Genomic DNA, 13,684 nt, shown 5'->3' with positions numbered 1-13,684 from the left:
TCACGCCAGGCCCAGGCTGCGCCACACCGGGCGCCGCTTCCGCAGCAACGTGTCCACCTTGGACCCCACCTCATCCAGGACCTCCGCCGGTGGCGGCGGCCCGGGCGGCAGCAGCCGTTGCAGCAAGGTGCTCACCTCGGCCTCACCATCCTCCGCCAGCACGCCCACCGCCAGTTCCATCGCATCCACCGGCAGCCCGCCGCCCAGCGTCGGGCTGGCCAGCGCCAGTCGCCCGCTGCCCGAGCCATGTGCCGCCAGCCGCTGCGCCGCCACCCGGTTCAGCCGCTTCGCCGCCGCGTTCGCCGCATCCCAGCCCGCCCCTTCCCCGGGCCGGCGCCACAGCGGCACCGCGCTGCCGCTGCCGGTCAGCATGGCCAGCGCCTCGGTCGGCGTGACGTTGCCGCAGCCGGGCAGGGCCAGCAGCGCGCCGATCTCCTGCGGCCCGGATTCCAGCGCCAGCCGCATCGGCTCCATGATGTGCGGCGGCAGCGCCGCCTCCCCGGCCTGGCTGCGCAGCTTGCGCTCCTCCGGGCCGTGGATCGCCGCGATCAGGGGAATCGATGCCACCGCCGCCTCGGCCGGGATGCGCCGCAGGCCGCGCACATAGATGTCGCGCCGGAAGGCGCGCGGCACGCACAGGTCCAGCACCAGCTGCCGCGAGGTCGCATCCGGCGCCGCGTTCCAGATTTCCTGCTGCGCCGGCGACAGCGACATCGAGGGGAAGTTCTCATCGAAGGTGGCGCTGCCGACGAACTCGCAGCGCGCCGTCGCCATGGCGTCCTGCACATCGGCGAAGAAGCAGGGCCGCCAATGGTCGGTGATGAATTCATGCAGCAGGTAGCCGGCCCGCGCCTCGCCCATCTCGCCGAGCAGCAGCCGCCGCCAGGTGGAATCGTGCAGGTGCACCGCCTCCGCCGCCACCAACTTCTCGACCGTGGCCCGCGCCGCGGCGATGCCCTCGGCCGTGCTGCCGGCGGTGCGCAGCGCGCCGCGCACCAGCCGCGACAGGCCAAGCGCGCCGCCCGCGCCCGGCAGCGCGTTGTAGGTCATCAGCACCACGCCGCCCGGCTTCAGCCGGCGCCGCAGCAGCCGCAGCACGCCGTCCCGCACCGGATCGCCGACCCAGGACCACAGGCCGTGCACCGTCACCAGGTCGAATTCCGGCAGCCGGTCCAGCTCCGCGCCGTCCAGCTCCGCCAGGTCCGTTGCTTCGAAGTGCGCATTGCCCAGGCCGGCGGCCGCGGCCATCGACCGCGCCTCCGCGATATGCGCCGGGTTGTAGTCCAGCCCGAGGACCTGCGCGTTGGGATTGCCGGCCGCCAGAACATTGGCGGTGTAGCCGCTGCCGCAGCCGATTTCCGCGATCGTCATCGGCTGGTCCGGCGAGACCTCCCACGCCACGCCCATCAGCGCACAGGCCGCGGCGAGATACGCGGGCGACTGGAAGCCGTGCCAGGCCGCCGGGTAGGGCTGCCCCACGGGGTATCCGCGCGACCAGCCGGAGCCTGTGTTCATCCTGGCCTGTCTCCGTTCTGCGGCATGTTCGCCCGCAGCATCGCCTGCGCCGCATCCACCTTGCGCGGCACCGGCGTGGTCAGCCACCCCGTCCATCCGAGCCTTGCGCCGCCACCGAGCTTCAACGGCGGCACCTCGGCCGCCGCCAGCACCGGGTTCAGCGCGAAATCCTGCTCCAGCCCGACCTGCAGCCGCGTCAGTTCCACCAGACGCCCATGCAGCGGCGCCCCCGGCAGCAGCGCCTCGAACTCGGAAAGTTTCAGCGGCCCGAGCCGCAGCAGGAAGCGCGCCGAGGGATCCCACGCCTGCGCCCCCAGCGCCGCATCCACCCCGAGCCCGCAATTCAGCCCCGGACGCCCGCGCGACGCCATCCGCGACTGCTCCGACGGTGGCAGCCGGATCCAGCCGCCGGCGAATTCCACGATCTCGACCGGCGTGCCGGTTTCCTCCGTCAGCATCCCGCGCAGCCGTTCCGCACTGCGGGACCGGGCGGCGAGGGCGCCGGCGTGGTACAGCAGCGCCGGCAACGGCGTCGCCAGCCGGGCCACCAGATGCGGCGTGCCGAGCCCGCTGGCCGCCGCCAGCACGCGTTCAACGGCCGCCGGATCGCGCGCCGGCCGGTACTTCGCGCCGGCCTTCACGAACAGCCCGGTGAAGCGCCGCGCCAGCATGTCGAGGAACTGGTGCAGCGCGGTGGACCGCTTGCGCGCCTCCGCCCCCACCATCGCCGTGTAGTGCCGCGGCAGCACGCCGCCCGGCCCGACCAGCCCGAAGGTGGTGACGGTGATCTCCTCGCCCTCGGCCTTGGCAACCTCGCCCCCCGGCGCCCCGAGCCGGGCCTGCGTGCGATACGCCAGTTCCACCGGGTCGCGCCCCGGTGCCAGCACCGCCGCCGCCTGGTCGAGGCTGAACCGTGCCGGCTCCGCAGCCAGTCTTTCGCGTGGCGAGCGTGCGATCATGTCGGCACCCTTTCTGCCGAACCTGCGGCCGGCGACTTCCGCCGGCCGAGCGCGCGAAGGCGCGCCGCCGCCAATGCGGCGAGCCAAGGCCGCGGATGCGGCCGCCCGGCGTCTGAGGGCAGGGACATCGTCACAGCAGCACCCGCGTGCCGCTGCGCGCCGGCCAGGAGGCGACGCTGCCGCTGCGCCCGCGCAGCACGGCCTGGCTGCGGACGAAGCCGTTGACGGAAACCTGCAACGCCAGGAACCGCTCCAGCACGCCGCACAGCAGGAACAGCCCGCCCGCCGTCCAGGCCTGCGGCTCGAAGGTGAGCGCGATGTCCAGCCCGCGCGCGAAACTGCCCGGCCGCACGCCCGGCAGGCGCGCGACGCCCGGCGTGGCGGTGACGGACACCAGCCCCTCCAGCGCCAGCCGCGTCTCCGGCGTGTCCCGCAGGTCATGCAGCCGTAGCATTTCCTTCAGCGCCAGCGCCGCCTGCGGCCCGCCCGTCACGCCCAGATGGTTCAGCGCCAGATGCGACACCAGCCGCCAGCCGCTGCGTTCGCGCAGTTGCGGCCGCAGCGTCGGGGTCGGTGGCGAGAGGCATTCGGCGCTCGCCGCCGGCGTCGCCGGATCGCCGATGCGCAGCCGCGGCTGCCCGCCGCCGAAGGGCAGCAGCGAAGGCAGATCCCGGTTGCAGCACAGCGCATCCACGCCGAGCACGCCATCGCCCGGCATCGCCGGGTCGAAATGCGGGTCGCGCAGCATCAGCCGCGTCTCGCTGCCGCCGAGCACGCCAGGCGCCGGCCGCCGCGCCGCGATCCAGCTGACGCCGGGCGCTTCCTCCTCCGCCGCCGTTTCGGCGCGCAGCCGATGGAAGGGCGGCACGCGCCTCGGCCGCGCATCCTCCGCCCGGCTCAACCGCGCGGCTTCCACCGCGTACACTTCGAGCGCCGCCGGTCGGCGGGCATCCGGCACCACCAGCCAATCCGACTGCGTGCCATCGAGCGCGATCGGCTCGCAGATCTGCTTGAACAGGTTGATGGCGGGCGTGCAGCCCAGCGCGAAATTCTCGGCGGAGACCGCGCGTTCCAGCTCCGGCACCGCGCGCGACAGGTAGATGAAGATTTCCATCCGTGGGCTGCGCTGCACCAGGCTGCGGCGTTCCAAACCATCGAGGTCGAGGTAGAGGAACTTCTCGGGGAAGGCGAAGTACTCGGTCAGCAGCCGGTGGCCGGTGAAGGCGCGGGGCGGCCAGGGCAGCGCCGCTTCCTCCGGCGCGAAGCCGCCCTGGCGAAGCGCCTCCTTCGGCAGGAACACCGGCCGCGGGTCCGAAGGCCCATCCGCCAGCGCCACCGAGATTGTCGAGGTGCACAGCAGTTCCAGCAACTGCACCGGCGCCGGCCCGGCGCCGCGCAGATGCAGGCGCAACCTGTCCAGGCCGAGTTCGGAAAAGTTCAGCTCGGGCAGCGTCGTCGCCAGGCTCAACCGCAGCACCGCGACCGCGCCCTGCGCCTGCGGGTTCGGGGGCGCCGGCAGCGGCAGGCCGGACAGCCGCGCGGCATCCACCGCCAGAGGCCACAGCGTGGTGTCGTGGCAGGTGCGGTAGATCAGACGCTCGCCGCGCACCGGCTCCGTCTCCAGCCGCGTGCCGCGCGGCACCAGCGCGGGACCGGCGGCTTCCGGCTTCGGCATCAGCCGCACCGTGGTCAAGGACGGCACCGGCGCCAGCAGATGCGGGCACAGCAGCTCCAGCAGCGCGTCCGTCAGCTCCGGCAGCTCATCGTCCAGCCGGTGCTGCACCCGCGCCGCCAGGAACGCCACGCCTTCCAGCAGCCGCTCCACATGCGGATCGTCCACCGCATCCGGCGTCATCCGCAGCCGGCCGGCCACCTTCGGATTGGCCGCGGCGAATTCGCCCGCCAGCCGCCGGATGGCGGCCAATTCGCGGTTGTAGAAAGGGAGCAGATCGTCTGACACTCAGCCCTCGCGCACGGTCACGTCGCGGGAGACCGGTTCCAGCAGCGTCTCGAAGCTCACCGGCTCCGGCACCGGATCGGCCCGCAGCACCGCATCCACCTTCAGCCGCAGCGCGCGGCCGAGGTCGTCCTCGTTGCCCACCAGCTCCACCCGCACCGACATCAGCCGCGGCTCGAAGCGGCGGATCGTCGCCTCCACCTCCCGCGCCAGCGCCTGCCGCCGCGCCGGAACCGCATAGGCGCCGGAGGTCGCATCGGGGATGCCGTAGTTCAGCGGCGAGACCACCAGCTCCTCCAGCTCCCTCGGCAGTGGCCGCCGCCGCCGCCGCGCATTCAGCACAGCCTCCAGGTCGCGACGCACCGCACGATGCAGCATCTCCAGCGCCACGGCCGCGCTCGGCGGCGGCGGCTCCGCCGTGCCGGGGTCCGAATCCAGCAGCCGGTCGAGCAGCGGCAGCCTGGCCCGCTGCACGGGCGAGCGATGGCCGCTCATCGCGGCATGGCCCTCTCCCCCATGGGAGGGAGAGGGTTGGGTGAGGGGGCGGGGGCCACCGTCAATCGAACACCAGGTTGGTGACCGCCGAGATCGCCAGCGCCTCATCCCCCGCCAGCAGCAGCCGCTGCCCGCGGCCGCGCACCGGGCCGTGCTCGGGATGCGTCCATTCCGTCGCGCGCCCCAGCTTCAGCGCGCCCTCGGTCTCCTTCGCCGCGCCGAAATACAGCGCCGGCATGAACACCACGCCCTCCGTGCTGTCCTTCAGCTCGATCGCGCAGCGCCGCCAGAACAGGTCGCGCGGCCGGCGCGGCGGGTCGAAGCTCAACGAGCGCACACGCTCCACCGGCACCAGCATGTGGTCGCCCGCCGTGGTCAGCACCTCGAACTCCGCGGCGAACAGGTCGTCCGCATCGCGCAAATCGTCGAAGGCCACGTCATCCGCCCGGCCTGGCGCACGGGGCCGCAACTGCTCCACCTCCGCCGCCGCGGCCTCGGCCGCCTCGGCCTCCCCGGCCCGCAGCAGCACCCGGGCGCGCAGCGCCGCCTGCTGCGCCGGAGTCGCGTCGTCGCCCTGATATTTCGGCGCGCGGCCCTCGCCCAGCACCTGGCCACGCACGACCTCCGCCCGCAGCAGCTTGCGGAATTCCAGCACGGCCGGATTGGGCTCGTGCAGCGCCGCCGCATCCAGCATCCGGTCGCCGCGCTCGGCCTCGCCGGCGAACAGCATCAATTCGGCCAGCAGCCAGCGCGCATCGGCATCCGTCGGCGCGGCCTTCACCGCGGCGGTGGCGGCGGCGAGCGCCCCGGCGAGGTCGCCGGCATGGAAGGCATCCCCTGCGGTGGTCATGATCAGGCGGTTCCTCGTTGTCGTTTCAGGCCACGGCGATGCGATTCTAGCCCGCAGCACCACGCAGATTATTTCACCCGGCTGCGCGTCAGGCGGCCTCGCGGCGCGGCGTAAACTCGGTCACCAGCCGGAACGCGGCACCCACCTCGTCCAGCTGGTGGTGCGGCTTCAGGTGCACGGTGCAGCCATAGACGCCGGGCTTCCCGCGCCGCTCCCGCACCTCCACCTTCGCATCCGTCAGCGGATACTTCGCCGTCACCTCGGCCCCGCCCGAACCCAGCCCGCTGACGAAGCGGTCGAGCCATTTCTGCAACTCATACTCCACCTCCGGCGCTTCGCGGTTGGAGCCCACCATGTCGCGCCCCATCAGCTTGATGCAGTGCGCGAAACGCGCCACGCAGAGCAGCGTGTTGATCTGCGTCGACAACCGCTGGTTCGCCTCCGCGATGGCGCTGTTCATGCGCGGCGGCCGATGCAGCGCCGGCAGCGCGCCGAAGCTCGCCTCCGCCAGCCCCTCCAGCGCCGAGAGCGGCACGAGGCGCGCATCGCTGATCTGCCGTTCCTGCTCATCCGTCAGCGCCAGGTCGAGCGGCGCGCGCGGCGGCGGCGCGTCCGGCGGGTCGGAGGGAAACCGCTCCCACGCCAGCCCGTCCAACACGCCGCCCGTCGCATCCTCCTGCGGCTCCGCGCCGCGCACCTCGCCGGGCCAGGCGTTGCGGTCGAAGGCCCGCGCCGCCGCCGCCGCCAGCCCATAGACCGGCGTCGTCCAGACGCGCTGTTCGGCACCCGCCGCATGCCCGCGATAGCGGAACCGGTCCACGCGGCTGCCATCATCCGGCCAGGGCGCCCGGCCCAGCACGCGCGGCAGCGCGACGCAAAGAAAACGCATATCCTCCAGCGCCGCCGCGTTGCGCCAGCGCGCATGTTCCGGCCCGCCGAGCGCATCCGCCAGGTCGAAGGCCGGCGCGGCCTCCGCGAAGCTGTCGAGCCCCACCAGCGCCGGGGAAGCCGCCAGCACGATCGGCGCGAAGGCCGCCGCCGCCACGCCGGCCAGTGCCGTCAGCGCCGCGACATCGTCGGTCGCATGCCCCGCCGCCGGCATGTGCCGCACCTCGTAATCCGCCGCGATCATGCCGAACGGCTCGCCGCCGGCGGTGCCGAACTCCTCCTCGTAGATCTTCTTGAAGACCTGGCTCTGGTCGAATTCGACCGCGCGTTCCAGGTCGCGGCACAATTCCGCCCAGCGCGCCGAAAGCAGCTTTGCGCGCACGCGGCCGCCGGTGGCCGGCAGGCGGTCCACCAGCCACGCCAGCCCGCGCCACGATCCCTCCAGCCGGCGCAGTCGCGGCGCATGCAGCACGGCATCCAGCTGCGCGGACAGCATCGCATCCAGCGCCGCGATGTCCCGGTCCAGCGCACCACGCAGCGCCTCCGCCGGGTCGTTGTCGCGCGCGATCTCGGCCAGCCGCCGCTCGCCATACCAGCCGAGCAGCAGCGCCGCCGGCTCGGTCTCCACGATCAGCGCCGCGAGCGGGATGGCCGCCTTGTCGCGTCCGAGAAAGCGCCCGGCCAGCACCGCGTCGCGCAACGGCGTGGCCGGGTCCATCGGCTCAGGACTTCTGCGGAATCCGCGCGACCATCCGCATGGAGGTCGTGAGTTCCTCCATCTGCAGCCACGGCCGCAGATGCGCGACGGCGTTGTAGACGCCCGGCTTGCCAGGCACCTCCTTCACCTCGATCTGCGCCTCCCGCAGCGGATACTTGGCCCGCGCCTCCTGGCCCGCGCCTTCCATCGGGTTGACGAAGTTCTGGATCCAGCGGTTCAGCCAGACCTCGCAATCCGAGGCCTCCATGAACGACCCGATCTTGTCCCGCGCCATCACCTTCAGGTAGTGCGCGAAGCGGCTCGTCGCCATCATGTAGGGCAGGCGGGCGGAAATCGCGGCGTTCGCCGTGGCTTCCGGCCGGTCGTACTTCTTCGGCTTCTGGGCCGACTGCGAGCCGAAGAACACGGCATAGTCGGTGTTCTTGTAGTGGCACAGCGGCAGGAAGCCGAGACCCGACAGTTCAGCCTCGCGCCGGTCGGTGATGCCGATCTCCGTCGGGCACTTCGCGTCGCTGTCGCCGTCGTCACTCGTGAAGGTGTGGTTCGGCAGGTTGGAGACCTTGCCGCCGCCCTCCGCGCCACGGATCGCCGTGCAGAAGCCGTACTGCGCGAAGGCATCCGTCAGGCGCGCCGCCTTCACATAGGCCGCGTTCATCCAGCAGTAGTCGTGGTGGCCCATCGCCTGCGCGGTGCCGTTAGCGGAAGGCGCCTCCTCATAGGCGAACTCCTCGATCGGCTTGGTCGCGGCGCCATAGGGCAGGCGGGCGATGACGCGCGGCATGACCAGCGCCACGAAGCGTGCATCCTCGGTCTCCCGGAACGACCGCCACTTGGCGTATTCCTGCGTCTCGAAGATCTTCGCCAGGTCGCGCGGCTTGGACAGCTCGCGCCAATCCTCGAAGCCGAACATGCCGGCACCGACGCCGGAGATGAAGGGTGCGAAGGCGCCGGCCGCGACGTTCGAGATCAGCCGCAGCGTCTCGACATCGTCCGGATGCGCGGTCCATTCATAGTCGCCGACCAGCGCGCCATAGGGCTCGCCGCCCGGCGTGCCGAACTCGTTCTCGTAGATCTTCTTGAACAGGCCGGACTGGTCGAACTCGACGGCACGTTGCAGATCCCGGGACAGGTCCTTCTTGCTGGCCTGCAGCATGCGGATCTTCAGGCTGGTCCCGGTCTCGCTGTTCATCACCAGGTAGTTCAGCCCGCGCCAGGAGCCCTCCAGCTTGGTGAAGCGCGGATGGTGCATCACCTGGTTGAGCTGTTCGGACACCTTGGCATCGATCGCCGCGATGGCGCGGTCGAAGGTCTGCGACAGGTTGCGGCTGAAGGTCACGGTGCCCTTCAGCGCCTCCTCGGTCAGCGCCTTGATCAGGTCCTGGGCGCGGTCGCGCTCGGTCTGCTTGGTGGCGCCGATCACCTGGTCGAGCAGGCCGAGACCGCCTTCCTCGGTGGTCGTCGTGGCGCCGCCCGGTTGTGACTGGGTCGAGCTCATCGGTCAGCCCTCCTTCTTGTCGAGGCCAAGCTCGGCGGACAGCGCGTCCAGCTTCGACTTGTCGTTCAGCACCTGCTCCAGCAGCCCCTCCAGCTCCTCCGAGCGATCCACCTTGCTCATCAGGTCGCGCAGCTTGGCGCGCGTTTCCAGCAAGGCCTTCAGCGCCGGCACCTGCTCGGCCACCTTGGCCGGCTCGAAATCCTCCATCGACTTGAACTTCAGGTTCACCGCCATCTGGCTGCCATCGGCGGCCAGGGTGTTGTCCACCTTCAGGTTCAGGCCGGGCGCGATGCGGGCCATCACGTCGTTGAAGTTGTCACGGTCGATCTGGACGAACTTGCGGTCCGCCAGCGGCTTCAGCGGCTCCGTCGGATCCCCGGCGTAGTCGCCCATCACGCCGACCACGAAGGGCAGTTCCCGCACGATGGCGGCGCCCTCGGTCTCGACCTCGTAGGTGATGTGCACGCGCGGCTTGCGCACGCGCGCCAGCTTGTCATGGACGCTTGTCATGGCGTTTCCCGAGTCCTCATGCTGATCGATGCCGATGTCAGAAAATCCAGGCCGGTCCCGGCAGCCTGCGTCCGGACGCGGCCGTTGCTTGGCCGGTAGTCAACCCTTTCGATGCCGGTCACGTCAACTGGCACGGGTGGAACCGCACCGGCGGACGCGGTCTGCGGGTGCCGGATCATCCTTCCGTATCCTCCGGCCGCATGCCGAGCCGGGCAAGCAGCCCATGCCGGGTCTCCTGGTCGGGCAGAACCTCCGCCAGCAATTCGCCGAGCGTCATCCGCCCGCGCCGCACCGCCTCCTCCAGCGTGTAGGACAGCGGCGAATGCGGCTCCGTCCGCCGGAAATACTCGGCGATCCGGCCGAGTTCGCGCAGCGCATCCTCCCGCGTCTCCAGCGCCGCCGGGCCGCCGCCAGACGCCGCGGCACGCGGCGCAGCGCCGCCTGCCGCCGCCGGCCCAGGGTCGGCTCCGGCCGATGTGCCGGCAGGCTGGGCGCCCGCCGCCGGCGCACCGCCCCCCAGTTGGCCCGTCACCTCGACCATGCGGTCCAGCAGGACGGAGACGTTGCGCGTGGCCGGTGCCTCGGCGCCGAAAAGTCGGTCGGTGGCCTGCTCCATCGCCCGCCACGCCTCCCGCGCCGCCGCGGCGTCCAGGGCCACGGCCTGCACGAAGCCACGGTCCATCCGCGCCTCCGCCAGCAGGGTCGCCATTTCCGGGACGCCAGCCGCGCGCCGCGCCGCCAGGCGCTCCTCGTTGACGATCCCCTCGGTCTTCTCGGATTCCTCCCACTGGTACAGCCCGAGCGGCGTGCCATCGGTGCGGCGGAACAGCGCGAGCCGGCGCAGCGGCTGCATGATGGTGCCATCGCCGCCCGAACCGGCGAGCCCGCCGATCGGTGCCGCCCGCCCATCCAGCCCCTCGTCGTCCGGCAGCGGGAACCCCTGGTCCCAGTACCGCTCGCAGAGCCCGGCGATGAGCTTCGCCCCGGCGGCAAGACCCGGCAGGCCATGCTGGCGCACCAGCGCCTCGGTCAGCCAGGCGGCGATCTCGAAATCCTTGGCCCGCGTCGCCAGGGTCTCCTGCCCGATTCGCGCGACATCGCGCCAGCCATCCGCCGGCACCGTGTCCACCTCGCCCTCGCTGTCCCGCGCGCGTTCCTCCGCCCGCGCCGCGGCACGGGCATCGCGCAGGCGCTGGTAGGGTGAGGACGGCGAAAAATCATCGCGCAGATCCTCCCCGGCGCCAGCTTCGCCGGTGTCCAGCGGCGCCAGCAGCGCCTCCAGGTCGATCGGGTCCTCGGCCAAGCGATTCTCGCCTCCAACGCGCGGCCTGCATTCTGCCGCAGGTTCAACCCTTTGCGATACCTCTCCGTGAACCCTGCGAAACGGTGCGAAACGGGGCGAAACACGCAACGCCGGATCGAGTGTCATTGTGGACTCCTGCGCAACCGACGGTTAGCCTGCGACCCCGAAACGGATTATCTTCCGGGAAATGCGGCAAGCACCGGCGGGGCGTCTGACGGCCGAGGCGGGGATCAAGGAGCGTTTCGTCACATGGTGGCTGTCGACCTGAAATCCGTTGTCGGGCGGTTGAGCGACCTCTGCCGCAGGCAGGTGGAAGCGGCAGCCGGCCTGACGCTCTCGCGCAGCCACTACAATGTTGAAGTCGAGCACGTTCTGCTGAAGCTGGTGGAAACACCCGGCAGCGACATCGCCCATGCCCTGCGCAAGCTCGAGGTCGATGCCGGCCGCGTCGCCGGCGAGTTGACCAAGGCGCTCGACCGCCTGCGCACCGGCAATGCCCGCGCGCCCGCACTCTCGCCCGACATCGTCGCCTGGCTGCGCGAGGCCTGGCTCATCGCCTCGCTCGAAGCCAATGCCAGCCGTATCCGCAGCGGCCACATGCTGGCGGCCCTGCTGGCGGACGATGCGCTGGCGCGCACGCTGCGTGACAGTTCCGCGACGTTGTCCGCCGTGTCGGCCGACCGCGTGCGCCGCAACCTGGCGGACCTCACCAGCGGTAGCGACGAAGCCAGCCAGGCTGAAGCCACGGCCGCCGCGCCGGGCGCGGCACCGGCATCCGGCGCGCCGCGCGGCGATGGCCCGCTGGAGCAGTTCTGCACCGACCTCACGGCGCAGGCGAAGGCCGGGAAGATCGACCCGATCCTCGGCCGCGATGCGGAGATCCGCCAGATGGTGGATATCCTGACCCGCCGCCGCCAGAACAACCCGATCCTCACCGGCGAGCCCGGCGTCGGCAAGACCGCGGTGGTGGAGGGCCTCGCGCTGCGCATCGCGCAGGGCGACGTGCCTGCCGCGCTGAAGGGCGTGAAGCTGATGTCGCTCGACCTCGGCCTGCTGCAGGCCGGCGCCGGGGTGAAGGGCGAATTCGAGAACCGCCTGAAGGGCGTCATCGACACGGTGAAGGCCTCCCCGGTGCCCATCGTCATGTTCATCGACGAGGCGCATACGCTGATCGGCGCCGGCGGCCAGGCCGGGCAGAACGACGCCGCGAACCTGTTGAAGCCGGCGCTTGCCCGTGGCGAGTTGCGCTGCGTCGCCGCCACCACCTGGGCCGAATACAAGAAGTACTTCGAGAAGGACGCCGCGCTGACCCGCCGCTTCCAGGTGGTGAAGGTGGACGAGCCGTCCGAGCCGCTGGCCTGCGCCATGCTGCGCGGCCTGGTCGCGACGCTGGAAAAGCACCACGGCGTGCGCATCCTGGACGAGGCGATCACCGATGCGGTGAAGCTTTCTGCGAGATTCATCCCCTCCCGGCAGTTGCCGGACAAGGGCGTCTCCCTGCTCGATACCGCCTGCGCCCGCGTCTCCATGAGCCAGGCGGCGGTGCCGGCGCCGATCGAGGACCGCGTGCGGCGCCTCGAGATGATCAAGACGGAACTCGGCGCCGTCGGCCGTGAATCCGCCACCGGCAGCGACCACGCCGCGCGCACTGCGGCGCTGGAAGCGGAGCGCGAGAAGGCCGAGGCCGAGCTCGCCGAGCTGAACACGCGCTGGGAGGCCGAGAAGGCGCTGGTGGCGAAGATCCGCGACCTGCGCCTGCAGGCGGAAACCGCGGCGCTGGGCCTGACGCCCGATGCACCGCAGCCGGACGCCGCGCAGGTGAAGCAGGACCTTGCCGATGCGTCGAAGGAACTGAAGGCGCTGCAGGGCGAAAACCCGCTGGTGCATCCGGTGGTCGATGGCCAGGCGGTGGCGGAGGTCGTCGCGACCTGGACCGGCATCCCGGTCGGCCGCATGGTCTCGGACGAGATCAAGACGGTGCTGAACCTGAAGGCGAAGCTCATGGAGCGCGTCGTCGGCCAGGACCACGCGCTGGACGCCATCGCCCAGGCCATCCGCACCAGCCGCGCCGGCCTGACCGATCCGCGCAAGCCGATCGGCGTCTTCCTGATGGCCGGCACCTCCGGCGTCGGCAAGACGGAAACCGCGCTGGCCGTCGCCGACCTGCTGTATGGCGGCGAGCAGAACCTCACCGTCATCAACATGTCCGAGTTCAAGGAGGAGCATAAGGTCTCCCTCCTCATGGGCTCGCCGCCTGGCTATGTCGGCTACGGCGAGGGCGGCGTGCTGACGGAGGCCGTGCGCCGCCGTCCCTATTCGGTCGTCCTGCTCGATGAGATGGAGAAGGCGCATCCCGGCGTCCAGGACGTGTTCTACCAGGTCTTCGACAAGGGCGCGATGAAGGACGGCGAAGGCCGCGACATCGATTTCCGCAACTGCGTCATCATCATGACCAGCAACGCCGGCACCGACACCATCGCGAAGCTCTGCGCCGATCCGGACACGGCGCCGGAGCCGGAGCCGCTGCGCGATGCGCTGCAGCCGGACCTGCTGAAGGTGTTCAAGCCCGCCTTCCTCGGCCGCTGCAACACGGTCATCTACTATCCGCTGGCGGATGCGGTGATGAAGCAGATCTGCCTGCTGAAGCTGCGCAGCATCGGCCGGCGGATGAGGGAAACCTACGGCGTACCGCTGCACTTCGACGATGCGGTGCCGGAGACCATCGTCTCCCGCTGCAAGGAAGTCGAATCCGGCGCGCGCAACATCGACAACATCCTCAGCCGCACCCTGCTGCCGGAGCTATCAGCCCGGATCCTGGAGCGGCTTGCGCAGGGGGATGCGATCAGCCGGGCGCAGGTTGGCATCGATGATGCCGGCGGCTTCCGGTACGACCTCGGCTGAAGCGCCCCGCGGCCGAGGCAGCGAGTTTCGGGGGAGTGGGACAGCGATCGCCCGAGGTGGAACACCGAAGGGCGCGAATCGAAGTCTCTGGAT

At 71.2% G+C, this 13,684-nt stretch carries 10 protein-coding genes; 1 reads left to right on the top strand and 9 read right to left on the bottom strand.

Annotated features, from left to right (window positions below):
- From ACFHPP_RS09025 to tssA, 9 genes are all read right to left on the bottom strand, one after another.
- Nucleotides 1–1,515 (bottom strand): class I SAM-dependent methyltransferase, encoded by a 1,515-nt coding sequence (locus ACFHPP_RS09025; protein WP_437162929.1) that lies wholly within the window; start codon nucleotides 1,513–1,515, stop codon nucleotides 1–3.
- A complete protein-coding gene (gene tssG / locus ACFHPP_RS09020; RefSeq protein ID WP_437162928.1) occupies nucleotides 1,512–2,474 on the bottom strand; it encodes a type VI secretion system baseplate subunit TssG in 963 nt (320 codons plus the stop codon). The genes ACFHPP_RS09025 and tssG overlap by 4 nt, the downstream gene beginning before the upstream one ends.
- Before the next feature lie 130 nt (nucleotides 2,475–2,604).
- Nucleotides 2,605–4,434: a type VI secretion system baseplate subunit TssF gene (gene tssF, locus ACFHPP_RS09015; protein WP_437162927.1), complete on the bottom strand. Its 1,830-nt coding sequence runs from the start codon at nucleotides 4,432–4,434 to the stop codon at nucleotides 2,605–2,607.
- The gene (gene tssE, locus ACFHPP_RS09010; protein ID WP_437162926.1) at nucleotides 4,435–4,926 is read right to left on the bottom strand and encodes a type VI secretion system baseplate subunit TssE; all 492 of its coding nucleotides are present in this window, start codon (nucleotides 4,924–4,926) and stop codon (nucleotides 4,435–4,437) included.
- Nucleotides 4,927–4,987: 61 nt separating this feature from the next.
- Nucleotides 4,988–5,776 carry a type VI secretion system accessory protein TagJ gene (locus ACFHPP_RS09005; protein WP_437162925.1) on the bottom strand — a complete coding sequence of 263 codons (789 nt, stop codon included), beginning with the start codon at nucleotides 5,774–5,776 and terminating at the stop codon, nucleotides 4,988–4,990.
- 88 nt (nucleotides 5,777–5,864) lie between these two features.
- Nucleotides 5,865–7,382 carry a type VI secretion system contractile sheath large subunit gene (tssC, locus tag ACFHPP_RS09000; protein WP_437162924.1) on the bottom strand — a complete coding sequence of 506 codons (1,518 nt, stop codon included), beginning with the start codon at nucleotides 7,380–7,382 and terminating at the stop codon, nucleotides 5,865–5,867.
- Between the two features lie 4 nt (nucleotides 7,383–7,386).
- Nucleotides 7,387–8,877: a type VI secretion system contractile sheath large subunit gene (tssC, locus tag ACFHPP_RS08995; protein ID WP_437162923.1), complete on the bottom strand. Its 1,491-nt coding sequence runs from the start codon at nucleotides 8,875–8,877 to the stop codon at nucleotides 7,387–7,389.
- A 3-nt stretch (nucleotides 8,878–8,880) separates the two neighbouring features.
- A complete protein-coding gene (gene tssB, locus ACFHPP_RS08990; RefSeq protein WP_437162922.1) occupies nucleotides 8,881–9,387 on the bottom strand; it encodes a type VI secretion system contractile sheath small subunit in 507 nt (168 codons plus the stop codon).
- A 175-nt stretch (nucleotides 9,388–9,562) separates the two neighbouring features.
- On the bottom strand, nucleotides 9,563–10,690 hold the full coding sequence (gene tssA, locus ACFHPP_RS08985; protein ID WP_437162921.1) for a type VI secretion system protein TssA: 1,128 nt from the start codon (nucleotides 10,688–10,690) through the stop codon (nucleotides 9,563–9,565).
- Nucleotides 10,691–10,939: 249 nt separating this feature from the next.
- Here tssA and tssH point away from each other — a divergent pair, with 249 nt between their 5' ends.
- Complete coding sequence (gene tssH / locus ACFHPP_RS08980; RefSeq protein ID WP_437162920.1) at nucleotides 10,940–13,591, top strand: type VI secretion system ATPase TssH; 2,652 nt, start codon at nucleotides 10,940–10,942, stop codon at nucleotides 13,589–13,591.
- Nucleotides 13,592–13,684 lie beyond the last annotated feature (93 nt).

This window comes from Falsiroseomonas sp. E2-1-a20 (genome assembly GCF_051433195.1).
GTDB lineage: Bacteria > Pseudomonadota > Alphaproteobacteria > Acetobacterales > Acetobacteraceae > Falsiroseomonas.
This window is presented reverse-complemented; position numbering and strand designations above follow the sequence as displayed.